Origin of the sequence: Vibrio sp. 10N.261.52.C11 (assembly GCF_041471405.1) — a bacterium.
GTDB lineage: Bacteria > Pseudomonadota > Gammaproteobacteria > Enterobacterales > Vibrionaceae > Vibrio > Vibrio crassostreae_C.
Map to the genome: position 1 here is coordinate 23,082 of NZ_JBFROI010000054.1, position 24,560 is coordinate 47,641.

The window sequence follows — 24,560 nt, forward strand, 5'->3', positions numbered from 1 at the left end:
TAAATGTGCTTTGAACAGCGACGCTGTTCAGGTATGTGACTGTAGTACTCAAATGGAATTGAGGTTGTATTATGTTAAGAAAATTTTCTACTTACCGTCCACGTCAGGTGGCGCGTTTCGTTAAAGTCCTGTTCAAAGGCCAATTTGCTATTGAAGGTGTTGGAGAGTTTCGCTTCGACCAAGGCAAGGTGCTACTTCCTGAAGTTTCAGACAAACAAAAGCTCACTATTTTTAAAGAAGTTAACGGCACCATTGCAGCGTTGCCGGTGTAACTGAGCTTTATCGATTTGTCTTGCACCGAATAGATTAACAATGAAAAGGGCTTCCTGATGGAAGCCCTTTTTTAATGCGTGTCGTTCACGATGGTATGTCGAACGGCACTTTATTGTGGAGGGAAGCACACACCTGTTCCACCCAACCCGCAATACCCATTCGGATTTTTAGCTAGGTATTGCTGGTGGTAGGTTTCTGCGAAAAAATATTTTCCAGCAGGCAGAACTTCCGTCGTGATCTCGTTGCCTAAAGATTCAGTCATTGCTCGTTGATATTCACGTTTAGAGTGCTCAGCGATAGATTGTTGTTCTTCACTGAAGGTGTAAATCGCAGAACGGTACTGAGTCCCTAAATCGTTGCCTTGGCGCATCCCTTGAGTTGGGTCATGACGCTCCCAAAAGGTTTCAAGTATTCGAGCTAGAGAGGTTTGTTCACTATCAAATATGACACGAACGACCTCGGTATGGCCGGTTTGCCCAGTACATACTTGTTCATAAGTGGGATTAACTGTGTATCCGCCAGCGTAACCAACGGATGTTGAAATAACGCCATCCAATTGCCAAAACAAACGCTCAGCTCCCCAGAAGCACCCCATACCAAACAGGACTTCTTGTTGAGAGCCCGTGGGTGCATCGAGCAGGTCGGTTTGATTGACGAAATGGCGCTCAGTGATTCGAATTGGGTCAGCATTTCCCGGTAGTGCGGTTGCTGCAGAAACCAGTTGTTGTTTGTTTAGCATGTTATATTCCTTTTCGCATACGTTTACCGCGCTGGCTTTTATTTAACGTGGGTTCATATTAACTGTTGGTCAATATTGAATAAGTCTTTAAATTAGACCGTGTTATTCCAGGATTTATTACAGACTCAATGCCTATTTAGCGGTATTATTTCTTTTCACTTATTAACGTATTGATAACTTCTTCACCAATTAAACATGATAAGAAAAACTTTACCAGTTCTGATTGGCACTCTATTGTCATCGACGCTCGCTTTCGCTGACGTTTCCCTTGAAATCAAAGGGCTAGATGGAGCGCTTGAGGATAATGTTGATGCTTATCTGAGTGCGATCCCTGAAGAAGAGTATTCGGTTTCACTAAGATTCCAATCCCGCTTGGAATCTATGATTAAAGAAGCCCTGAATGCGTTAGGCTACTACCACCCTAAAATCACATTTACTCACTCCGAAGATGATACCGAAATGACCGTTACGGTTGAGCCGGGAGAGCCTGTTGTTATTTATACTTCAGATATCGTTCTAACTGGTGAAGCCAAGGATGACCCAGACTTTTTAGCCTTGATAGCGAAGAGTAGCTTGTCTAAAGGTTCGACTCTGAATCATGGTAATTATGACTCTTTGAAATCGTCGATCCGCAACCTTGGCTTAGCGAAAGGCTACTTCGATGGTGCTTATGATCTTAGTAAGCTAGAAGTCGCTCCTGAATTGAACCGCGCTTATGTTCGTCTTCATTATAACAGTGGTATCCGCTATCACTTTGGTACTACTCAGGTTACTGGTAGCCAGATAGAAGAAGATAAGGTGCAGTCACTTAAACCATTTGAGGATGGCGAACCTTACTCAATCACCAAAGTCGGTGAGTACAACCAAAACCTGTCCAATACGGATTGGTTCTCCTCGGTATTTGTTGAACCAGATTTAAGCCAGTTAGGCGAAGGCCGAGAGATCCCGATGAAGGTTAGCCTTGCTCCGCAAGCTCGTAACCAAATCGAAACGGGTATCGGTGTATCCACCGACCTTGGCGTAAAAGGCACTCTGAAGTGGAAAAAACCTTGGGTTAATGAACAAGGCCATAGCTTCAATAGCAGCCTGTCGATTTCTAAACCTGAACAGACGATTACCGCTACCTATAAAATCCCTCTGGATGACGTGCTGAACGACTACTATCAAGTTAAGTACGGTATGAAAAACTTGGATAATCGTGATACCAAGAGTTTGGAGTCAAACTTAGCGCTAGAAAGATATTGGCGACTGGATAACGGTTGGCAACGCACGGTCTTCATTCGATACTTGGTCGAAAACTATGAGCAAGGTTTGCAGGATGATTTAGCGCAATTTGTGCTGCCGGGTATCTCTTTCTCACGCACTCGAACGCGAGGCGGTTCGATGCCGATGTGGGGCGATAAACAAACCATTATGGTTGAAGCGGGTGATGATACCTTGTTATCTGAAACTAAGGTTGTTCGTTTTCAAGGTCAAACCGCTTGGATTCGAAGCATTGGCGACAATCACCGAGGCTTAACTCGACTTCAATTTGGCGGCAACTTTGCCGACGAGTTTGATAAGCTATCTCCCTCCCTAAGATTCTTTGCTGGTGGTGACAATAGCATTCGTGGTTATGGTTATGAGTCGATCTCTCCTCGAGATGAAAGTGGCGCACTAACGGGTGCCAAATTCATTGCAACCAGCTCGTTTGAATACCAATACCGCTTGGTTGGAAACTGGTGGGGCGCAGCATTCTACGACATTGGTGATGCCTTCAATGATAAACCTGAATGGAAACATGGTACCGGCGTCGGGGTTCGTTGGGCGTCGCCCGTCGGCCCTGTGAGCTTAGATTTTGCTTGGGGCCTAGATGCGAAGAAAGGCGATGAGTTCCAACTGCACTTTAGTTTAGGACCTGAATTATGATCAAAGTGATGGGCAAGTGCCTGAAGTGGACGTCGATCTCATTGACGTCTATTTTGCTATTGTTGATAGCCCTGCTTGGTTTTGTTTTGTTCACCAATCCAGGGTTGAACACCGTGTTGTGGGGTGCTGAAAAAGCATTACCACAACTTAAAGTGGAAAGTATTAAAGGGGCCCTGTTCCCAAGCTTTACGCTTAATAATGTTCAGTTTAAAGATGACAGCCTGCATATCGACACCAAGGTTCAAAAGCTGAACTTGGCTATTAATCCTCGCTGTCTGCTTGACCCTAAGCTGTGTGTCGATCGTTTAGCGATTCAAGGGTTGGACTTCGCAGTTACTGAACTGCCTCCACCCTCTACAGAAGAAACAGAACCTACTCCGCCCGTAACATCGGTAAAAACACCGTTGCCAATCGTAATCAACCGTATCGCTTTGTCTGATATCAAGTTGAATATCTTAGGGCATGAAATTGAATGGAGCTTGTTCTCTACGGCTTTGAGTATGCAGGGCGAAAAGCTAACTGTATCGCCAACCTTATTCAATGATCTTAAGGTTAAACTCGCGGAGTCGACAGAAGAACCGCAAGCAGAAAAGGTTGAGCCAAAAGCTGCCGTTAAAACGGCTATCGAATTGCCGGAAGTCTGGATTCCTCTGCAGGTTGTGTTGGAGCGTTTTGACCTCAACCGTTTCACCTTAGAACAAGAAACACCAATCGTTGTTAACCACCTTGGGCTAGAAGCTCGCGCGGGCAAACACACGGTTGATGTTTCAACTCTCGAACTCGATATGCCACAAGCAAGCGCCAATCTAACCACGAAGGTTGAGCTCAAGGGCGGTTACCCGCTAGAACTTTCTTTGGATGCGTTGGTGAAAGAAACCGACCTTGTTGGGCAGAAGTTGTCTCTGAAAGCACAAGGCAGCGTGGCTAAGCTAAACCTAGACTCCCAATTTTCTGAGCTGATTGAGGCAAAGTTGTCTGGGGATATTCAACCCTTAGAACCGACTCTGCCATTTGACCTTCTTTTAGAGGGCGGACAAGCACAGTGGCCCCTTACCGGAAAAAGCGATTACCAAGCGACAATTGAGCAATTTAAAGCTGATGGCTCACTAGATGGTTTTAATGTTCTTCTTAAAGGTGAAGCCGATGGTAAGGAAATCCCTGAATTAGCCATCGATCTACAGGGTAAAGGCACGACGGAACAAATTGATCTCGAGCGTCTAAAGCTCAACACGCTAGGCGGTGAGCTTAACGGTGTCGTTAAAGCGAACTGGAAGAGTCTCGTTAACTGGCAAGCTGACGTGACACTCAAAGATATTCAACCGGGTCTGCAGTGGCCAGAAGCTGAGGGCAACATTAGTGGAAACATCGTCACCTCAGGTGAGTTGACGGAAGCGGGCGGCTGGGCGATTGAACTGCCTAAATTGGATATTGAAGGGATCTTGCGAGAATACCCTCTGGATATCGAAGGTCAGTTGTCAGCGTCGGATCGCAGCGCGAGCGGTGAACCAAAACTGAAAACCAGTGGTTTGAGCTTAGCTCACGGTGTTAACTCGATTAAGGCTCAGGGTGAGCTTGATAAGAAATGGGACATGGGTGTTGAGATTCACTTCCCTGAGCTTGTAAAAAGCGTCCCTGATTTGAAAGGTAAAGTGATTGGTAACATCCAGCTCAGTGGTCCAACGAAAAAGCCTGAAGTCGATCTCGCTCTAAATGTGGATAAGGTAGATTGGAATAACGAAGCAACACTAGAATCCTTGTCGCTTAATGGTTCTGTGGTTCCTCTGCCATTGCCTGAAGCTCAAGCTGATCTTGAATTAAAAGCTAACAACCTAACCTATCAAGATCAGAGCGTAAAAAGCATTGATCTCACGGTGAGTGGTGGTGAGAAGAAACACACAGTGACACTTGATGTGATATCCGACATCGTGTCTACAAGCTTAGCTATTTCCGGAGAGTTGATTCAAAAGCCTTCTCTTATTTGGGATGGATCGTTAGACAGAGTCAAAATCACCACTCAGCAAGGTCCTTGGGTGTTAGATCAACCTGTCGCGATAAAGGCGGATGTCGATAAGCAGTTTGCCGATGTTCAAGCGCACTGTTGGAACCAATCGGGTTCGAGCGTGTGTTTGGATGAAGATGTTCGTGTCGGAAAATCGGGTGAGGCCAAAGTGGCCATCAATCAATTCGATTTCGAGCAGATTAAAGCCTTTGTGCCTAAAGATACGCAATTACAGGGCTTAGTCAATGCGACCGCTCATGCTAAGTGGTCTGAACAAGGTGAGCCTGAGGTCACGGTAAGTGTTGATATGCCGAAAGGTCAGGTTGTTCAACAAGTGGGTGAGCCAATCACACTGGGTTGGGAAAGCGTTGCATTGAATGCCCAACTGAAAGACAACAAACTGGATGCCGATTTTAAGTTGGATGTTTCCGACAATGGTGACCTGTCTGGCACGGTGTCGTTACCGGATATTCTCGCCGAAGACAAAATGGTCGATGCGGCAATTAAGCTGACCACGTTCCATCTTGATTTCTTACAACCAATTCTAGGTGAATACAGCTTATTGAAAGCCGACCTTGAGAGTGATCTTCAAGTTAAAGGCTCTCTGATGCACCCTCAAGTCTTTGGCCAATTCTCTGTTGATGGTATTCAAGTCAAAGGCGATGTTACGCCTGTTGATGTGAAAGATGGCCGCATCGACCTCGACTTTGATGGTTATAGTGCAAAACTGGATGCGAATGTCGAAACACCTGATGGTCACCTTGATATTGAGGGAACCGGAGATTGGCAAGATCTTAAAGCATGGCATTCGAACGTTAGAGTTTTCGCTGATGAGTTGATGGTTGATATCCCACCGATGGTTAAGGTGAAGGTCGTACCTGATATGACTATTGATGTCACACCAGATCTGGCGAAAATCACCGGTGATATTGCATTACCATGGGGACGAATTGTTGTTGAAGATTTACCACCGTCAGCGGTTGGCGTCTCTTCTGATCAGGTTATTTTGAATAAAGATCTAGAGCCAGAAAACGAAGATACGATTCCATTCAATGTGATGACCAACATTAATATCTCCATTGGTGATGACTTTAAACTGTCTGCCTTCGGTCTTGAAGGTGATTTGGTCGGTAAGCTCAACGTGGCTCAAAAAGACCAAGGTCCATTTATTACAGGTGAAGTGAACATCGTCGATGGTACTTATCAATCATTCGGGCAAGACCTCTTGATCGAAGAGGGTAAGATCCTAATGAATGGACCACCGGATCAGCCATACGTAGCCATCAACGCGATTCGTAATCCTGATAATACTCAGGATGACGTGACCGCTGGTATTCGAGTGACTGGCCCTGCGACAGAGCCTACCATCGAGATTTATTCTGACCCAGCGATGCCACAAGCGAACGCACTGTCTTATATTTTGCGTGGCCAAGATATCGACGGTGAGTCGAGCGGTTCGATGACAACGACTTTAATCGGTTTGAGTTTAGCGAAGAGTGGTAAGGTTGTTGGTGAAATCGGTGAAGCCTTTGGTGTAAAGGACTTGCAACTGGATACTGCAGGCTCTGGCGATGACTCTCAAGTGACGGTAAGTGGTTACATCCTGCCTGGCTTACAGGTGAAGTATGGTGTGGGTATCTTTAACTCGTTAGGTGAGTTTACCGTTCGTTATAGATTGATGCAGGATCTCTATGTTGAAGCTGTTTCTGGCCTAGACAGTGCTGTGGATCTTCTCTATCAATTTGAGTTCGAGTAGAGCCGTATGGGAGGGCATATGCAGCATCTTGTTTTTGTCTATGGAACCTTGAGGCAAGGTCAGTCCAATCACCATTATTTGCAGGGCTGCGATTTATTAGGGCAGTTTGATACACCTAAGGAATACGCACTTTTTGATTTAGGTGTCTATCCGGCGATGATTTTGGGAAAGAAAAGTGTCGCTGGTGAGGTCTATATCATTAACGACGAAATTTTAGAGTCGCTCGATCGGCTAGAAGATGTTCCTGTTGAGTATCGTCGCGAGCAAATAGAGACTATATTTGGATTAGCATGGGTATATTTGTATCAGCTTGATCTAACAGCTAATAAAGAAATACTTTCGGGTAACTGGTGTCAGCGGAACAATGATTCCTAACTAGTTAATCACCTTACGAGACAACAAAAAGCCAGCACTGAGGTGCTGGCTTTTTAATAGCGTTAGTTTGAGAATGAAATGAGAGGGTTACTCAGGGTTCAGCTCAAGAAACTCTTCTACTTTACGTACCATTTTTGTTGAACCAACGAAGAAAGGCACACGTTGGTGTAGCTCAGTTGGTTTGATATCCATGATACGCTGTGCACCGTCTGATGCAATACCGCCAGCTTGCTCCATAAGGAAAGCAATAGGGTTGCATTCATAAAGCAAACGCAATTTACCTTGAGGGTGGCTCTCTGTACTTGGGTATAAGTAGATGCCGCCTTTTAGCAAGTTACGGTGGAAATCAGACACAAGAGAACCAATGTAACGTGACGTGTAAGGGCGGTTATCGCTTGGCTCGCTTTCCTGACAGTATTTGATGTACTTCTTAACACCGGTTGGGAAGCGGATGTAGTTACCTTCGTTGATCGAGTAGATCTTGCCTTCGTCTGGAATCATCATGTTTTCATGAGATAGACAGAAAGTACCCAGAGATGGATCGTAGGTGAAACCATTTACGCCAGCACCAGTTGTGTATACAAGCATGGTTGAAGAACCGTAAATCACGTAACCCGCGGCTACTTGCTTGTGTCCGGGCTGTAAGAAATCTTCTTGTGTTGGTGGTGTACCGATCGGTGATACTCGACGGTAGATAGAGAAAATTGTACCAACCGATACATTTACATCGATATTTGATGAACCATCAAGTGGGTCCATCAACACGACGTATTTTGCGTTTTTGTTGAGCTCTTTATTGAAGGCAACCGCTTCGTCCTCTTCTTCACTTGCAACACCACAAACTTGGTCACGGGCTTCTAGAGCCGCTTTAAATTTGTCGTTCGCGTAAAGGTCTAGCTTTTGTTGCTCTTCACCTTGCACGTTGTCTGTACCAACAGCGCCAGTGATGTCGACTAGGCCAGCCTTGTTGATCTCACGGTTAACAATTTTTGCAGCAAGTCGAATAGACGACAAAAGGGATGATAGATCACCGCTTGCATGGGGGAAGTCACTCTGTTTCTCAACAATGAACTCACCAAGGGTGCGCATCTCAGACATGTTATTTCCTTAAACTTCTCTCAATATTAGGGGGGATTTGAGCACTGTAGATTCGGCCTCTTGAGTGGGCTTTATTCATCTAGACGCTTACCTAAATTCTAAAGGTTAGATCTTTTTAATGGTAATGAACTAAGCGACACAGATCTCACTTACTATGTCGACTCAATTTGTTTTGCATTGCCGCTCGCTTTTAATCGCCATTTAATGATAATGAGTGCAAGCCGTTTTAATTAGACATCGTTTATTTAGCCAAGCGTTTGGAAGCAATTTATGCATATTCATATCTTAGGAATTTGTGGTACCTTCATGGGTGGTGCTGCGGTATTGGCTCGTCAATTAGGTCACAAGGTTACGGGTAGTGACGCGAATGTTTACCCACCAATGAGCACCTTGTTGGAATCACAAGGGATTGAAATTATTGAAGGGTTCGACCCTAGCCAATTAGAACCAAGGCCAGATCTCGTGGTTATCGGTAACGCAATGAGCCGCGGTAATCCGTGTGTAGAGTATGTGTTGGATAACAACCTTAGATACACCTCTGGTCCTCAGTGGTTGCAAGAGTTCTTGCTGCAAGACCGTTGGGTGTTAGCGGTATCGGGAACGCACGGTAAGACCACGACATCAAGCATGTTGGCTTGGATCTTGGAAGACTGTGGCTATGCACCGGGCTTCTTAGTTGGCGGAGTGTTGGGTAACTTTGGTATCTCTGCTCGCCTTGGTGAAAGTATGTTCTTCGTGGTAGAAGCCGACGAATACGACAGTGCTTTTTTCGATAAACGATCTAAGTTCGTTCATTACCACCCAAGAACCTTAGTGATGAATAACCTAGAGTTCGATCATGCGGACATCTTTGACGATCTTGAAGCGATTAAGCGTCAATTCCATCATTTGGTGCGCACTGTGCCGAGCAATGGCCGTATATTCTCACCTAAGCAAGATACTGCTATTGAAGATGTTCTAGCTCGCGGTTGCTGGAGTGAAACTGAATCGAGTGGCGATCAAGGCGACTGGGATGCCAAGAAACTGGTCAAAGACGGCTCTCAATTTGAGGTTTACTTCCAAAATGAATGTGTTGGAACCGTAAATTGGGACTTGGTTGGCGACCACAACGTAAATAATGCTTTGATGGCGATAGCAGCTGCACGTCATGTGGGCGTGACACCTGACCTTGCTTGTGAATCACTAGCTACCTTTATTAATACTAAGCGCCGCTTGGAGTTTAAAGGCGAGGTGGCAGGTGTGTCTGTTTATGACGATTTTGCTCATCATCCAACGGCGATTGAACTTACGCTTGGCGGATTACGTAATAAGGTCGACACTAAGAAAATCATTGCCGTTTTAGAGCCTCGTTCTGCCACCATGAAACGTGGTGTGCACAAAGAAATCCTGGCTGATTCGTTGAAGCAGGCGGATTCTACCTACTTATTCCAACCGGATAACATTGATTGGTCAGTTCAAGATGTTGCAGACGCTTGTCACCAACCGGCACACGTGAGTGATGACATGGATGCATTCGTTGCTAAAATTGTCTCAGAGGCACAAGCTGGCGACCAAATTTTGGTAATGAGTAATGGTGGCTTTGGTGGCATTCATCAAAAACTGTTGGATGGATTGGCACTCAAAGGCTAACGGCATCCACGACCTTATAATTTGAAGTAATTGAGAACATGACAAAACACGATAAAGCGATAACCCTTGCTTTCACTGGCGCATCTGGTGCGCCTTATGGCCTGCGTTTACTTGAATGCCTTTTGGCAGCCGACTATCAGGTCTACTTGCTGATTTCATCGGCAGCGCGAGTGGTATTGGCGACCGAGCATGAACTTAAGTTACCTGCTGGGCCAGATACGGCGAAACAAGCTTTGGTTAAACATCTTGGCTGCGACCCTGAAAAGCTGGTGGTGTGTGGCAAAGATGATTGGTTCTCGCCGGTTGCCTCTGGTTCAGCTGCACCGAAGCAGATGGTCGTTTGCCCATGTTCCGCGGGAAGCTTGGCTTCGATTGCACATGGATTGTCGGATAACCTGATTGAGCGAGCAGCAGACGTAGTCATGAAAGAGCGAGGACAGCTGTTGTTGGTGGTTCGCGAGACGCCATTTTCGACGCTTCATCTCGAGAACATGCACAAACTTTCGACCATGGGCGTGACGATCATGCCTGCAGCTCCGGGTTTTTATCATCAACCCAAGTCAATTGAAGATCTGGTCGACTTTATGGTGGCGCGTATTCTAGATCACCTTGGTATCGAACAAGGTTTAGTGCCACGTTGGGGTTACGATCAACGTAATTGATCCAAACTTGATAGCTTATTGTTAAAAATCAAATTACAATTCTGAACACTCATCGGGGAGCGAACCATTCAAATAATGAATGCGAGCTGAGATCAAGCAGGTGCTTGGGACCCGTAAACCTGAACCAGATAATGCTGGCGTAGGAATTGAGTTAGGAACAACCTCTACCGTTCTCCTCCCTCAAACCTGTGCCGCTCAGACCATGGAGAGCGTCCAGTGAAATTCACATTAACTACCCTTGCTGTTACTACAGCTATTTCTTTTTCTGCCTTTGCTGCAGACAACACTTTGACTGTATACACCTATGACTCTTTTGCTGCGGATTGGGGCCCTCGTCCTGCCGTTGAAAAAGCATTCGAAGAGAAGTGTGGTTGTGATGTGAACTTTGTCGCGCTTGAAGATGGCGTGTCTATTCTTAACCGCTTGCGTCTCGAAGGCGGCAACAGCAAAGCTGACATCGTATTAGGCCTAGACAACAACCTAATGGCTGAAGCGAAAGCGACGGGCTTATTGGCTGAGCATAATGTTGATACGTCATCGGTAACGCTTCCTAATGGTTGGAACGACAGCACTTTTGTACCCTATGACTTTGGCTACTTTGCTTTTGTTTACAATAAAGAGAAACTGGAAAACCCGCCGAAGAGCTTGAAAGAACTGGTTGAGCAGCGTGATGATCTTAAGGTCATCTACCAAGATCCACGTACATCAACACCAGGCCAAGGCATGATGCTTTGGATGAAATCAGTATACGGTGATGAAGCGACAGCAGCATGGAAGAAGCTTGCTCAGAAAACAGTGACTGTAACCAAAGGCTGGTCTGAAGCTTACTCTATGTTCCTAGAAGGCGAGTCGGATTTAGTCTTGTCTTACACAACGTCTCCTGCTTACCACATTATTGCTGAGAGCGATTCTAAGTACGCAGCGGCAAGCTTTGAAGAAGGGCATTACACTCAAGTGGAAGTGGCCGCCAAGGTTAAAGGCAGTAAGAACGAGAAACTTGCTGATGAGTTTATGGCGTTTATCCTAAGTGATGAATTCCAAACGGCGATGCCAACAGGTAACTGGATGTACCCAGTGACGGATGTTGAGTTACCAAAAGGGTTTGAGCAACTTACGGTTCCTCAGAAAGCGCTGAGCTTTAGCTCAGAAGAGATCGCCGAGAAGCGTAAGCCATGGATTCGTGAATGGCAGAGTGCACTTACTTTTTAATTTGCTTTTAAAAAATTAGCTTTCTAACTTTCTGTATTTAAAGGTTTGTTCGATGTTAACTGAGCGAACCATTTACGGTAAAAAACAATCTATGATAAAGAAAACACCTAAGGTTGGGATTTGGGTAGCGATACTCATTACTGCCTTCGTGGTTTCAGCAGTTGGGGCATTGCTTAGCAATGCCCCTTCTCTTGATATCAGCCAAGTATGGTCCGATCCCTACTATTGGCATGTAACGAAATTCAGTTTTTATCAGGCGACACTCTCAACGGTGCTGAGTGTTGGCTTTGCTATACCTATTGCTCATGCGCTGTGTCGTAGACAATTTTTTGGACGCGCTTTGTTGTTAAGGCTGTTCGCGTCGACCTTAGTCCTGCCAGTGTTAGTGGGTGTATTTGGCTTACTTGCGATCTATGGCAATAGTGGTTGGTTAGCTAAGTTTTTGGCGAACTTCGATATTGAATTGCCATTTTCCATATACGGATTGAATGGTATTTTGCTGGCGCACGTTTTCTTCAACTTGCCTTATGCCAGTCGCTTACTTCTGCAAGCGTTAGATACCGTGCCTGCCGAGCAACACAAGCTTTGTGCTCACTTGGGTATGAGTCATTGGAACAAATTCAGATGGGTTGAATGGCCTCGCTTAAGACAGCAATTACCACATGTGTGTGGCTTAGTCTTCATGTTGTGTTTTACCAGCTTTGCTACCGTGATGGCGCTAGGCGGTGGACCTAAATCAACCACTATCGAGCTCGCTATTTATCAGGCGATTAAATTCGACTTTGACCTTCAAGCTGGTGCCTTGCTCGCGATATGGCAAATGCTGCTGTGTGGTGTGCTAGCGGTGAGCATTCAACGCCTATCGAAGCCTATTTCAGTGACGGCCAGTCAGTTGTCTGAAGAGAAATATTTGGTTAAGGACAGCTGGTGGTCAAAAGCTTGGGATAGCTTTTGGATCATCATAGTCTCAATGCTGGTATTGCCGCCATTAGCTATGGTTATCGTCAGTGGAATTAACTCGCAGGCATTAACCGTACTCAGCAGCGAGCCGTTTTGGGCGGCGTTAATGACCTCGGTTAAAGTCGCGTCATTAGCAAGTGTTATCGCAGTTGGTATTGGTATCGCCATACTACTGACTAGCCGAGCATGGCGTTTACAGAACAAGAATTTTCGAGCCGATAAAATCGAGCTGATTGGCACTATTATCTTGGTGACTCCGGGGCTGGTGATCAGTACGGGTATCTTCTTATTACTGCGTTCATTCACCGATGTATTCAGTTTAGCTTTCTTTATCGTGATTGCCGTCAACAGCTTAATGGCGCTGCCTTACGTAATTAAAACCCTAGCTCAACCTATGCTGCATTTGTCTCAGCAGTACCAGTATGTGTGTGCAAGCTTGGGTATGACAGGTTTCACGCGTTTTAGGTTAGTGGAGTGGCGAGCATTGCGTAAGCCGATGGCGCAAGCCTTCTCGATTAGCTTTATGTTGGCGATGGGTGACTTAAGCGCGATTGCTTTGTTTGGTAGCCAAGATTTTAGAACTCTGCCTTTGTACCTATTCCAATTGTTAGGCAGCTATCAAATGGAAGCGGCGGCGGTAGTTTCTGTGAGCTTACTGTTACTGAGCGTCGGCAGTTTTAGCTTAATAGAATTCTTATTTACTCGAAGATCTAAGCTCGATGCTAAAGAATTAAGGAACCGATGATGTTAGTGATGAAAGATGTGGATTACCATTATCACAGAGAGTTGTTTAGCTTTGATTTTCAAGCTGAGCAGGGCGATATTGTTGCGCTTATGGGGCCGAGTGGTGCGGGTAAGTCTACACTGTTGGCGCTAGTTGCTGGTTTCATCGAGCCTACATCGGGTGAGATATCAGTGGCTGGGCAGTCGCTTATTGGTAAAGAAGCACATCAGCGTCCGTTGGCGATGTTGTTTCAAGAGCACAACCTGTTTGCCCATCTCACGGTACGTGAAAATATTGGTTTAGGTCTGCACCCGGGATTAAAGCTTACGGCAACCCAAAAGCTCAAAGTTGAGCAAGCAGCCGCACAAGTAGGTGTTGCAGAGTATTTGGATAGATTGCCTGAGCACTTATCCGGTGGTCAACGCCAGCGTGTCGCGTTAGCGCGTTGTTTTGTCCAACCTCATGATATTTGGCTGCTTGATGAACCTTTCTCTGCGCTTGACCCTTTGCTTCGCGAAGAGATGCTTAGCTTAGTGAAGCGATTAGCGGCAGAGCGAAATATTACGGTCTTGATGGTGACTCACCATTTAGGTGACGCACGCAGTATCGCGAATAAGTTTGTGTTTGTGGCGCTAGGTCAGGTGTTGGTTGAAGACTCGATAGAGGCACTGACGGCGGATCATCCACAGACAGAATTAAGCTCATTTGTTAAAGCGGGTGAGTGACGACTCATCACTCCTGTGAGTATTTATTGATATTGAGTGCTTCTTGATATCGAGTGCGTCAAAAACAAAAAGACCTAGCATGTGCTAGGTCTTTTATTCACTCTATGAGTAAAGCGAGATAACGATTAGTCTTCTAGCTTTAGCTCTTTTAAGATTTGGAAGATCTCACGAGAAGACTTTGCAGGCTTGTTCGCTGATTTCTCTTTGTTAGCTTGGCGAGCTAGCTGACGAAGACGCTGACGGTCTGCTTCAGGGTACATTTCCATTACTTCTGAAATAGCCGCATCACCTTCAGCAACAACACGATCACGCAGTTGCTCAAGCTTATGTAGTTCAGCTGTTGCTTGTGAGTGCTTGTTACGTACTTTATCCAAAGCCGCTTGAATTGGCTCAGGATCGACATTACGCATTACTTTACCAATGTATTGAAGTTGACGACGCTTCGCTTCATTTTTAAAGCGTTGTGCATCTTTAATCGCTTGTGCCAAATCTTCAGACAGCGGAAATTTATCTAATACAGAAGGCTTTAGACCAACAAGCTCTTCTCCCAGCTTTTGCAGGGCATCCATGTCCGTTTTCATTTCTGTCTTACTTACCCAGATGATTTCTTCTTCTGGTTCCCATGGGGCTTTTTGGTTTTTGCGAGCCATCTTTTCTGCCTATGTCACTATCTCAAACGAATATATTGCCTATTTTAGCAAGAATCTTGGGGAGAAAGCGAAATTCTTGTTATCCTACGTAATATTGACCTAAAAAATTAGAATAGATATGGATGTAAAACAGCAAGTCGCCCAGCAAAGAGTTGAGCTAGAAGCCGCAGTAGCTAAAGCGTTGGATATGGCATCAGTGAGTGCAGACGCAGCTGAGGTCGCTATTACTAAGTCAACGGGTTTAAGTGTTTCAACACGTATGTGTGAAGTGGAAAACGTTGAATTTAATAGTGATGGTGCGCTAGGTATTACTGTTTATCGCGGCCAGAAAAAAGGCAGCGCATCTACATCTGATCTGAGTGAAAAGGCTATTGCTCAAACAGTCGCGGCTGCGCTTGATATCGCTCAGTACACGTCTGAAGACCCATTTGCAGGTCCTGCAGCAAAAGAATACATGGTAAAAGAAATTCCAGACTTGGATCTTTTTCACCCTGATGAACCAAACCCTGACTATGCCGCTGAGATTGCGATTGCTGCTGAGAAGCAAGCGTTAGCTTATAGCGACAAGATCAAACAGAGTGATGGCGCAAGCTACGATAGCCACTATGGCGTTAAGGTTTATGGTAACAGCCATGGCTTACTAGCAAGCTACGCTTCAAGTCGCCATAGCACGAGCTGCTGCGTGATTGGGCAAGGCGCTAACGGTGAAATGGAACGTGACTACAGCTACACCGTTGCACGTCACCGTGATGAGCTGTGGACGCCTGAGCGTGTAGGTCAGGAAGCTGCAGAAAAGACGATTAGCCGTTTGGATGCGAAAAAGCTACCAACAGGCCAATACCCAATTATGTTCGCTAACGATGTTGCGACAGGTCTTATCGGTCACCTTGTGATGGCGATCAGTGGCGGCAACCTTTACCGTAAGTCATCTTTCTTATTGGATCATTTAGGTCAGAAAATCCTACCTGATTGGTTCAATATCTCTGAGCGTCCTCACATCCTACGTGGTTTGGCTTCAAGCCCATTTGATAGCGAAGGTGTGTTCACTCAAGATCGTGAAATCATCACTGACGGTGTGCTAGCAACTTACCTACTAACGAGCTATGCCGCACGTAAGATGGATATGACGCCAACCGGTCATGCTGGTGGTATTCATAACTGGTTCGTTAAATCGACCGGTCAAAACTTTGAGCAGATGCTAAAAGAGTTGGGTACTGGCTTCCTAGTCACTGAAGTGATGGGCCAAGGCGTAAACACCGTAACGGGTGATTATTCACGTGGCGCTGCAGGTTTCTGGGTTGAAAACGGAGAGATCCAATACCCAGTATCAGAAGTAACAATCGCAGGTAACCTAAAAGACATGTTTACTCAGATTGTTGCTGTGGGTAACGACGTAGAAACACGTTCGCAAATTCAAACGGGTTCTATCCTGCTTGAGTCGATGAAAGTCGCGGGTGAGTAATTCAATTAAAGCGAATCTGATGAATTAAAAAAGGGAGCCGTGGCTCCCTTTTTGTTTTCTGTATTTCGCCAAAAATTGGCTAACTGCTTATGCTAACTAGATCAGTATGGTCGCTAAGCCTAGGAACACCGATAGGCCAATAACATCGGTTACTGTGGTCAGTGCCATACCGCCAGCAAGGGCTGGATCGATATTCATCTTCTTCAACATCACTGGGATAGTTACACCAGCAATACCTGCGACAATCAAGTTGGTCATCATCGCCGCTGAGATGATGCCTCCCAGTATCCAGTTACCTTTCCAAGCCACCACGATACCACCAATGATAACGGCCCATAGAACGCCGTTTAGGAAGCCGATGGCTGCCTCTTTGAGTAGCAGTTCGCGTTTGTTACTGTCACCGATATGACCGAGTGCCAAACCACGAATCACCAGAGCAACGGTTTGGTTACCCGCAACACCCCCCATCGAAGGCACGATAGTCATCAGAACCGCAATCGCTGCCATTTGATCGAGCGTTGCTTCAAACATGTTTGATACAGATGCTGCCGCCAGTGCTGCGAGTACGTTAGCACCAAGCCACACACTACGACGACGAGCAGATTTTACGACCGGTGCGAAGGTATCTTCGTCATCGTCCATACCCGCCATACTCATCATTGAGTGTTCGGCATCTTCACGGATAACATCAACCACATCATCGATGGTGATACGACCAACAAGGTGCTGGTTACTATCGATGACAGGCGCAGAAACCCAGTTACGACGTTCAAACAGGCTCGCGATATCTGACGCACTGGTTTCTACCGCGATCGCTTCGTCGGCATCATCCATCACTTCTGAAACAGGGACATCAGGTTGAGTCGTTACTAGCGTGGTAAGTGATAGGTTACCGATAAGACGTTCTTCTTCATCAATAACATACAGAGCATCAGTTGCATCTGGCAGTTCGCCACGCATACGCATGTAGCGCAATACAACGTCGACATCGACATCACCACGAATCGTGATTACGTCGGTATTCATGATCGCACCCGCTGAATCTTCAGGGTACGACAGGGCGGTTTCAACTAACGCACGATCGACGGAGTCCATTTGAGAAAGGACTTCGCGAGAAACATCGTCGGGTAGGCTTCGAAGTACGTACGCGACGTCATCGGTTTCCATGCCTTCGGTTGCTTCTGCCAAGGTCTCAGGTGCCATTTTTGACACAAGAGCATCTTTGACGTCTTCGTTTAGTTCATCAAGAATTTCACCGTAGTCTTCAGGATCGGTGAGTTGCCAGAGTACGTCACGACTTTTGCGAGGGGAGGCTTCTAAAAGGTGTGCAATATCCTCAGGTTCCATGTCCTGAAGTTGTCGGCGTACGTGAACAAATCGGCCGTTTTCTAGGGCTTCGCTGACTTCTTGGAGGGTTTGGTGAGCTTGGTCGAATTCTAATTGCTCTGCCATATTTTCCTCCTATCTCATTATTCTTACAATGCTTGGAATAGTAACTTAATTCTAGGGCTTATTTAAATCATAAACTTAGGTAGAACTAAGATTTAATATAGGTTGGTTCGTTGTTTGAGTCTTAGGCGTTGTGAGTGAAGCGTTTTCGCTACTCACCCTCATCAAACTTGTCTTCAATGAGATGACAGACGGCATCCAGTGCTTGCTGTGAATCGGTACCTGCAGCTTGAATCGTAATATGTTGCCCTTGCGCTGATTCCAGCATAAGTAACCCCATTACGCTGTCTGCTGTTGCTGTTTTATCTTCTTCGCTATGGATAGTGATGGTTGCATCAAAGCTTTGTGCAAGCTCAACCAACTTTACGGCTGCTCTAGCGTGAAGACCCAAGCGATTTTGGATCAGTACAGTTCGAGTTAATTCCATGGTTAGCCCTGTTGGTGCTTCTCTAGGGAGGCGTGTCTGATTTGAACTTGATGGCCAAGTTGCTCAAAGTACTCACCAATTTTCTGGGTTAGATAAACCGAGCGGTGTTTGCCGCCAGTACAGCCAATCGCGACCGTTAGGTAACTGCGATTGTTCTTCTCTAACATTGGTAACCACTGTTCAACAAAGCCTTGGATCTGTTGCTTGAGTTCCAGAACTTCTGAGTGTTCTTCTAGAAAGGAGTGAATTGGTGCATCTAGCCCGGTTAGTGGTCGTAGTGCAGGTTCCCAGTGAGGGTTCGGCAAAAAGCGAACATCAAACACGTAGTCGGCATCACTTGGCAAGCCATACTTAAAACCGAAAGATTGAAAGACGATGATCAGCTCTTGCTTCTCTTTGCCTTCAACTTTAAATCGAACCTTTTCACTCAATTCGTAGAGGTTGCAGTCACTGCTGTCGATCACAATGCTGGCGTGCTCTGCGAGAGGTGTCAGAAGTGTCTTCTCTAAATCAATCGCTTGCTCAAGAGAGAGCTTTTCTTGGCCAATTGATAAAGGGTGGATTCTGCGGGTTTCGCTGTAGCGCTTAAGGAGTGTCTGCTTGCTGGCATCGAGGAACAATACATCAACATCGATGTTTGTAGCTGACTCGAGTTGCTCGAGCGTGTCGGTGACTAACTGAGGCTCTTTCGGTAGGTTACGTATATCAATACTTACCGCAACGTTTTGGTTGCTTTCGCGTACCGATTCGACAAAGTTGTTGAGCAGGTTTACTGGTAGATTATCGACACAGTAATACCCCAAGTCTTCTAGGACTCGTAACGCAACACTTTTACCGGCCCCTGATTGGCCACTAACCACGATTAATCGCATGTTATTGCTCGCAAGTTGGCACTTGAATCATGATGTCGTAAAGCTCTTGATCGCTCTGAGCATTACGCAGCTGTTTAAGAGTCTGCTTGTCGTTTAGTCGTTCTGCCATACAAGAAAGGGTTTTTAGATGCTCTTTGCATTGTTCGCTAGGAACAAGCAGGGCAAATAGTAGGTCGACAGGACGATTATCAATCGCATCAAATTCGATAGGATCTTGGCATTGCAGTAATACAGCTATCGCTTTATCACTGACATTCATACGAGCATGGGGAATCGCGATACCATTACCAATACCGGTACTGCCCATCTTCTCACGGCTCAACATACACTCAAATAGCTCTGTTGAATCTTGACCGCAGCTCTCAGCTGCTATCTGGCTGATGAGCTCAAGGGCTCTTTTTTTGCTTGTGCATTGGACTGCACTTTTGGTGCAGTCCAATGAAAGTACTTCGCTTAATTGCATGTTAGTGACTACTTAGCTTTTCTTTGTGCTTGTTGAGTTGGCGGACGAGTTTATCAACCAATGAATCAATCGCTGCATACATGCTTTCATCTGTTGCTGTCGCATGGATTTCCCCCTGATTTATATGCAGGGTAGCTTCTGCGATTTGATTGATTTTCTCAACTTTTAAAACAACCTGAACGCTATTGATATGATCAAAGAAGCGCTCAAGTTTGTCGAATTTGGTGTGAACATAGTCTTGCATTGAATCGGTAAGATCAACGTGATGGCCTTGAATATTGATTTGCATAGACTTTCCTTTTCAGTTGGTTGCCTGATCATAGTTGCTAAGTAACTAGCGACTAAATGAGCTTATAGCAGGCGTTTACGCTGACTCGATGGGGCAATGCCCAGAGACTCACGGTATTTCGCTATGGTACGTCTAGCTACCTGAATTCCTTGGTCAGCCAGTAAAGCAGCAATCTTACTATCACTTAGAGGCTTCGCGGTATTTTCCGCTGCGACAAGCTTCTTGATGAGTGCGCGAATTGCTGTAGATGAACATTCACCGCCATTGTCAGTGCTGACATGGCTTGAGAAAAAGTATTTGAGCTCGAAGATGCCACGTGGCGTATGCATGAATTTTTGAGTCGTCACACGAGAGATCGTGGATTCGTGCATATCAACAGCTAACGCAACATCATTAAGAACCATTGGCTTCATCGCTTCTTCGCCATGTTCGAAGAAATCACGCTGATGTTCAACAATGCATCGCGCAACTTTGAGTAGCGTCTCATTTCGGCTCTCTAGGCTTTTAATTAACCACTTTGCTTCTTGCAAATTTGAGCGGATGTATTGATTGTCGGCGCTGTTGCCTTTACTGCCCAGATCAGCGTACTGCTGATTCACTTTCAACTTAGGCACGCTATCAGGGTTAATGGTCACTAACCATTTGCCAAGGTCTTTGAAGACAGATACATCTGGAACCACATACTCAGTTTCATCCGGAGTAATCTTACTGCCAGGACGAGGGTCCAGCTGTTGAATCAGTTGCAAAACTTCACGTAGTTCTGCTTCTTTCAACTTGGTCTCTTTGATAACCAGTTTGTAATCGCGATTGCCGAGTTGGTCGATATGGCTAGTAAGTACTAACTTAGCTTCGTTAAGCCAAGGCGTATCTTGGGGAAAGGTTGCCAGTTGCAGTAACAAGCAATCTTGCAGGTTGACTGAACCGACACCTAGCGGATCAAACTGCTGAATTCGTTTACGTACCGCTTCAATTTCATCAAGCTCGATCTCTTCATTGTCGAAGTTTTCAAGGATGTCTTCACAAGTTACAGTGAGGTAGCCGTAGTCGTCGATGGCATCGATTAATGCAAAAGCGATGCTTCGGTCGGTGTCAGTGAATGGCGTTAAGTCGAGTTGCCAAAGTAGGTAATCGTGCAGGCTTTGAGTGGTTTCGCCTTGATAAACCGGCATGTCGTCATCAATCGCAATACCCGTGTTACCGGTGTTCGCGCTGTAGACGTCTTCCCAAGTTGTGTCGATTTCTAGTTCGTTGCCAATCTCTGATTTTTCGATTAAGTCTGAGCTATCAGGTAAGTCTTGCTCTGTGGCTTCAACAGTTTCTTTTTCGTCACTGCTAGGTTTTTCTTCCGATGTTGGCGTATCTTCATTGCCTTCTTCGACATCGAGTAGTGGGTTAGATTCAAGTGCTTCTTGAATCTCTTGCTGCAAATCTAAAGTAGACAATTGCAACAAACGAATCGCTTGCTGCAATTGAGGAGTCATTGCTAACTGTTGGCCTAGCTTAAGTTGTAATGAGGGTTTCATTCAGTGTGACTTACCTAGTTATTATTCTTAGAACTCTCGATACTCTCTATATAATCATAGACGGAATTGTTCGCCTAGATAAACTTGTTTAACTTGTTCGTTATTGAGAACATCTTCAGGAGTACCCTCAGCGATCAGGTGTCCTTGGCTTACGATGTAAGCTTTTTCACACACGTCTAATGTTTCACGAACGTTGTGGTCGGTAATCAAAACGCCCAAGCCGCGATCACGTAAGTGAACAATGATTTTTTTGATATCGATTACTGAGATCGGGTCAACACCGGCGAATGGTTCATCCAATAGAATGAACTGCGGGTTTGCTGCTAGTGCACGAGCAATCTCTACACGACGACGCTCACCACCCGACAGAGCCATACCATTGCTGGTGCGGATATGTTGGATGTGGAACTCTTCTAGCAGGTCTTCCAGCTTATCTTGGCGTTGTTCGTTGGTCATTTCATCACGGGTTTGTAAAACCGCCATGATGTTGTTCTCTACGGACAACTTACGGAAAATCGATGCTTCTTGAGGCAGGTAACCGATACCAAGACGAGAGCGGCTGTGCATTGGTAAGATACTGATGTCTCGGTCATCAATGCTGATGGTACCTTCATCACGCGCCACCAAACCAACAATCATATAGAAAGATGTGGTTTTACCTGCACCGTTAGGCCCAAGCAGACCGACGATCTGGCCTGACTCTACCTGTAAGCTTACATCGGTAACAACCTTACGTTTACTGTAGGTTTTCGCTAGGTTTTTTGCTTTAAGAACAGCCATCGTTACTTATTCACTTCCGTTGGTTGTAAAACCGTTGACACTCGTTTGTTTTCACCACTGTCAGCGACTAATTTCTGAGAACCGATCTGGTAAGTGATCTTAGAACCGCGAATGATGCTGCCATCTTGAGATAACATCGCATTCTTAGTCATGATCAGTCGGTCGGCAACAAGCTGGTAGTGCAGGTCGTCAGCTTCACCGTAGAGTGTCTTACCGTCGTCAGTAAGCTGAGAGAAGGTTGCTGGCTTACCGAAGCCTTGAATTTCTTCAATCTCACCGTTTACGGCGTTACGAGTAACAATAACCTTATCGGCATTGATATTGATGCTGCCTTGTTTAAGGTTCACATCACCAAGGAAAGTCACTTGGTTACTTTTCATATCCAATTGCTGGCTGTCTGAGTCAATGTAGACAGGTTGCTCACTATCCGAAGACAGAGCATAGACATTAGGTGCCGCAAGGGTCAAAGCGAATAAACTAAGGTGTAAGAGTTTCATATCTACCTTGAACAGAATTAAAGAGGGTTGCATTGTTGGTACCGAAGTTACCTTTCATTGCTTGTCCCTCAGTTTCAAAAAATGTACCGATCATATGGACCGGAGTCTCTGAATAAAAATCTCGGCTAGGCAGCTCAACAACCATTTTATCTGTGGTCATTGTATCGAAGCTGGCTTCTGGCAACAGGTTCTTTGCTACGACGTTATCATAAAACGTGACAACTTGATTCTCATCCATAATCGCGCGATCAGCGGTGACTTGCCATTCAATCGTGTGCCCTTCACGGAATACCGAAAGAACTGGGTTTTGAAAGTGCGTATCGCCAACTACTGAGTAGTGTTCTAAATACGTCGATTCAACCTGATAGCTGCGAATACCGCTTTCGTCGTAGCTAATGTTGTTCAGGCTTTTGCCACTAAACGCGGGCAGCTCCAAATTTGGAGCCACTTGTATCGTTGATGTTTGCTCTTTGTCGTACAAGTAATAGGTCGACCAAGAGGCAATAAATATGAGTATTAAATAGATAATACGAGTAAAACTCATATGCTTAAACCTTTATGCACGTCGAGTTCATTTCTTGCTTGTAAAATAAGGTCACAGACTTCACGTACCGCGCCATGACCACCGTTAATGGTTGTCACGTAGTTTGCACGCTTTGCAAGTAGCGGGTGCCCATCTGCCACACAGACCTTCAAGCCAACTTTTTCCATTACAGGCCAGTCAATCAGATCGTCTCCGATGTAACCTGTATTTTCAGGGTTTACAGAAAGCTTATCGCAAATATCTTGGTATGCCTTAACTTTATCGTCTTGACCTTGATAAATCAGCTTAATGCCTAGAGCGGTCATACGATTCTCAACAATTTGAGATTTGCGACCCGTGATGATCGCGATTTCAATGCCTGCGTTCATCAGTGATTTGATACCGTAACCGTCACGAGTGTGGAAGGTTTTCAGCTCTTCACCGTTGTTGCCCATGTAGATGCGACCATCAGAGAAGACACCATCGACATCGCAAATCAGCAGTTTGATCTCTTTTGCAATTGCAAATACATCTGAATTAACAGTGCCGTATAGAGTTTCGACTGTCTGTGTCATTACATTACTCCTGCTTTCAGTAAGTCATGCATGTTTAACGCTCCGACTAATTTACCTTCTTGGCATAACATCAGGCCATTGATGCTCTTCGCTTGCATCAAGTTTAAGCCCTCAACCGCGAGCATGTTTGGCTCGGCTACCGTCGGGTTTAGCGTCATCACATCACCGATCTGCGTGTTATGGATATCAACGCGTTTGTCTAAGATACGGCGTAAATCACCATCGGTAAAAATACCGGCCATTTGGCCATCTTCACCAACGATTGCTGTCATGCCTAAGCCTTTCTGAGATATCTCTAGTAGAGCGTCTCTTACTAGTGCGTCGGGTGCTACAACAGGAAGTGAATCGCCTGTGTGCATGATGTCGTCGAGCTTCAACAGCAGCTGACGACCTAAAGCGCCACCAGGATGAGACAGGGCAAAGTCTTGAGCGGTGAAGCCTCGAGCCTGCAAAAGTGCAACGGCTAATGCATCACCCATGACCAAAGTCGCCGTGGTGCTTGTTGTTGGTGCTAAGCCCAGCGGACAAGCTTCTTCCGGTACTGAAATTTGTAAATGGATATCAGACAGGGTTGCCATGTTTGATGCTGGCTTGCCTGTCATGCTGATGATCTTGATGCTCAGACGCTTTAACACAGGAAATAGGCTGAGGATTTCTCCCGATTCGCCGGAGTTGGATATTGCAATCACAATATCACCAGGTTCGATCATGCCTAAGTCGCCATGCGCCGCTTCGCCTGGGTGAACAAAGAAAGCCGATGTCCCGGTACTTGCCAATGTTGCTGCGATTTTGTTGCCAATGTGGCCTGATTTACCCATGCCCATCACAACGACTTTGCCTTTGTTGTTCAGGATAAGGTCGCAAGCTTTACAAAAATCATCATTAAAATATTGGTCTAATTGAGTGAGACCTGCAACTTCGGTTTCCAAAACTTGTTTTGCAACGCTGCGGTAATCAAATGGCTGAGACATCAAATACTCCAAGTACGGGAAG

The 24,560-nt window shown here is 45.6% G+C and carries 24 protein-coding genes and 1 riboswitch; of the genes, 10 read left to right on the forward strand and 14 right to left on the reverse strand.

All coding sequences use genetic code 11. From position 1 onward, the window contains the following. Positions 1-71 precede the first annotated feature (71 nt). Positions 72-272, forward strand: a complete 201-nt coding sequence (locus AB4323_RS19025; RefSeq protein ID WP_017058898.1) for a DUF1107 family protein — start codon at positions 72-74, stop codon at positions 270-272. A 110-nt stretch (positions 273-382) separates the two neighbouring features. Here the strand turns inward: AB4323_RS19025 and msrA are convergent, their stop codons facing one another. Beyond that, a complete protein-coding gene (gene msrA / locus AB4323_RS19030; protein WP_017058899.1) occupies positions 383-1,012 on the reverse strand; it encodes a peptide-methionine (S)-S-oxide reductase MsrA in 630 nt (209 codons plus the stop codon). 195 nt (positions 1,013-1,207) lie between these two features. Between msrA and AB4323_RS19035 the strand changes: the two genes are divergently transcribed. Genes AB4323_RS19035 through AB4323_RS19045 form a run of 3 tightly spaced genes read left to right on the forward strand, consistent with a single transcriptional unit; the run spans position 1,208 to position 7,050 of the window. Continuing rightward, positions 1,208-2,920 (forward strand): autotransporter assembly complex family protein, encoded by a 1,713-nt coding sequence (locus AB4323_RS19035; protein ID WP_372153119.1) that lies wholly within the window; start codon positions 1,208-1,210, stop codon positions 2,918-2,920. After that, positions 2,917-6,675 carry a translocation/assembly module TamB domain-containing protein gene (locus AB4323_RS19040; RefSeq protein ID WP_372153121.1) on the forward strand — a complete coding sequence of 1,253 codons (3,759 nt, stop codon included), beginning with the start codon at positions 2,917-2,919 and terminating at the stop codon, positions 6,673-6,675. Before AB4323_RS19035 ends, AB4323_RS19040 begins: the two co-directional genes overlap by 4 nt. Before the next feature lie 18 nt (positions 6,676-6,693). Beyond that, positions 6,694-7,050, forward strand: coding sequence for a gamma-glutamylcyclotransferase (locus AB4323_RS19045; RefSeq protein WP_136973682.1), 357 nt, complete (start codon positions 6,694-6,696; stop codon positions 7,048-7,050). Positions 7,051-7,137: 87 nt separating this feature from the next. Here AB4323_RS19045 and fbp read toward each other — a convergent pair whose 3' ends face one another. Beyond that, positions 7,138-8,148 carry a class 1 fructose-bisphosphatase gene (fbp, locus tag AB4323_RS19050; protein ID WP_008220458.1) on the reverse strand — a complete coding sequence of 337 codons (1,011 nt, stop codon included), beginning with the start codon at positions 8,146-8,148 and terminating at the stop codon, positions 7,138-7,140. 270 nt (positions 8,149-8,418) lie between these two features. Here fbp and mpl point away from each other — a divergent pair, with 270 nt between their 5' ends. The 5 genes from mpl to thiQ all read left to right on the forward strand — a co-directional run bounded on the left by mpl (position 8,419) and on the right by thiQ (position 14,057). Beyond that, the gene (mpl, locus tag AB4323_RS19055) at positions 8,419-9,777 is read left to right on the forward strand and encodes a UDP-N-acetylmuramate:L-alanyl-gamma-D-glutamyl-meso-diaminopimelate ligase (RefSeq protein ID WP_372056157.1); all 1,359 of its coding nucleotides are present in this window, start codon (positions 8,419-8,421) and stop codon (positions 9,775-9,777) included. A gap of 38 nt (positions 9,778-9,815) precedes the next feature. Then, positions 9,816-10,439: a flavin prenyltransferase UbiX gene (locus tag AB4323_RS19060; RefSeq protein ID WP_372153123.1), complete on the forward strand. Its 624-nt coding sequence runs from the start codon at positions 9,816-9,818 to the stop codon at positions 10,437-10,439. A 43-nt stretch (positions 10,440-10,482) separates the two neighbouring features. Then, positions 10,483-10,602, forward strand: a riboswitch (TPP riboswitch). 53 nt (positions 10,603-10,655) lie between these two features. Beyond that, entirely contained in the window at positions 10,656-11,648 is a 993-nt protein-coding gene (gene thiB / locus AB4323_RS19065) for a thiamine ABC transporter substrate binding subunit (protein WP_229647438.1), read from the forward strand. 91 nt (positions 11,649-11,739) lie between these two features. Then, a complete protein-coding gene (thiP, locus tag AB4323_RS19070; RefSeq protein ID WP_017058907.1) occupies positions 11,740-13,353 on the forward strand; it encodes a thiamine/thiamine pyrophosphate ABC transporter permease ThiP in 1,614 nt (537 codons plus the stop codon). Beyond that, entirely contained in the window at positions 13,353-14,057 is a 705-nt protein-coding gene (gene thiQ, locus AB4323_RS19075; protein WP_372153125.1) for a thiamine ABC transporter ATP-binding protein, read from the forward strand. Before thiP ends, thiQ begins: the two co-directional genes overlap by 1 nt. A 125-nt stretch (positions 14,058-14,182) precedes the next feature. Here the strand turns inward: thiQ and yjgA are convergent, their stop codons facing one another. Continuing rightward, on the reverse strand, positions 14,183-14,707 hold the full coding sequence (gene yjgA / locus AB4323_RS19080; RefSeq protein ID WP_017058909.1) for a ribosome biogenesis factor YjgA: 525 nt from the start codon (positions 14,705-14,707) through the stop codon (positions 14,183-14,185). Between the two features lie 118 nt (positions 14,708-14,825). Here yjgA and pmbA point away from each other — a divergent pair, with 118 nt between their 5' ends. Further along, on the forward strand, positions 14,826-16,169 hold the full coding sequence (gene pmbA, locus AB4323_RS19085) for a metalloprotease PmbA (protein WP_017058910.1): 1,344 nt from the start codon (positions 14,826-14,828) through the stop codon (positions 16,167-16,169). A 96-nt stretch (positions 16,170-16,265) separates the two neighbouring features. Here the strand turns inward: pmbA and mgtE are convergent, their stop codons facing one another. From mgtE to kdsD, 11 genes are all read right to left on the reverse strand, one after another. After that, complete coding sequence (gene mgtE / locus AB4323_RS19090) at positions 16,266-17,621, reverse strand: magnesium transporter (protein WP_017058911.1); 1,356 nt, start codon at positions 17,619-17,621, stop codon at positions 16,266-16,268. A 148-nt stretch (positions 17,622-17,769) separates the two neighbouring features. Continuing rightward, on the reverse strand, positions 17,770-18,045 hold the full coding sequence (locus tag AB4323_RS19095; protein ID WP_017066670.1) for an HPr family phosphocarrier protein: 276 nt from the start codon (positions 18,043-18,045) through the stop codon (positions 17,770-17,772). Positions 18,046-18,047: 2 nt separating this feature from the next. Further along, positions 18,048-18,917, reverse strand: coding sequence for an RNase adapter RapZ (gene rapZ / locus AB4323_RS19100; RefSeq protein WP_017063735.1), 870 nt, complete (start codon positions 18,915-18,917; stop codon positions 18,048-18,050). 1 nt (position 18,918) lies between these two features. Then, the gene (gene ptsN / locus AB4323_RS19105) at positions 18,919-19,380 is read right to left on the reverse strand and encodes a PTS IIA-like nitrogen regulatory protein PtsN (protein ID WP_004738707.1); all 462 of its coding nucleotides are present in this window, start codon (positions 19,378-19,380) and stop codon (positions 18,919-18,921) included. Between the two features lies 1 nt (position 19,381). After that, positions 19,382-19,669 carry a ribosome hibernation promoting factor gene (gene hpf, locus AB4323_RS19110; RefSeq protein ID WP_009847742.1) on the reverse strand — a complete coding sequence of 96 codons (288 nt, stop codon included), beginning with the start codon at positions 19,667-19,669 and terminating at the stop codon, positions 19,382-19,384. A 62-nt stretch (positions 19,670-19,731) separates the two neighbouring features. After that, positions 19,732-21,192: an RNA polymerase factor sigma-54 gene (locus tag AB4323_RS19115; RefSeq protein ID WP_017058913.1), complete on the reverse strand. Its 1,461-nt coding sequence runs from the start codon at positions 21,190-21,192 to the stop codon at positions 19,732-19,734. A gap of 54 nt (positions 21,193-21,246) precedes the next feature. Then, entirely contained in the window at positions 21,247-21,972 is a 726-nt protein-coding gene (lptB, locus tag AB4323_RS19120; protein WP_004735304.1) for an LPS export ABC transporter ATP-binding protein, read from the reverse strand. Positions 21,973-21,974: 2 nt separating this feature from the next. Beyond that, positions 21,975-22,469, reverse strand: a complete 495-nt coding sequence (gene lptA, locus AB4323_RS19125) for a lipopolysaccharide transport periplasmic protein LptA (RefSeq protein WP_017058914.1) — start codon at positions 22,467-22,469, stop codon at positions 21,975-21,977. Further along, positions 22,450-23,013, reverse strand: a complete 564-nt coding sequence (gene lptC / locus AB4323_RS19130) for an LPS export ABC transporter periplasmic protein LptC (RefSeq protein WP_004735306.1) — start codon at positions 23,011-23,013, stop codon at positions 22,450-22,452. The genes lptA and lptC overlap by 20 nt, the downstream gene beginning before the upstream one ends. Further along, positions 23,010-23,567, reverse strand: coding sequence for a 3-deoxy-manno-octulosonate-8-phosphatase KdsC (kdsC, locus tag AB4323_RS19135; protein WP_017058916.1), 558 nt, complete (start codon positions 23,565-23,567; stop codon positions 23,010-23,012). The genes lptC and kdsC overlap by 4 nt, the downstream gene beginning before the upstream one ends. Next, on the reverse strand, positions 23,567-24,538 hold the full coding sequence (gene kdsD / locus AB4323_RS19140) for an arabinose-5-phosphate isomerase KdsD (RefSeq protein WP_017058917.1): 972 nt from the start codon (positions 24,536-24,538) through the stop codon (positions 23,567-23,569). Before kdsD ends, kdsC begins: the two co-directional genes overlap by 1 nt. Between the last annotated feature and the right edge of the window lie 22 nt (positions 24,539-24,560).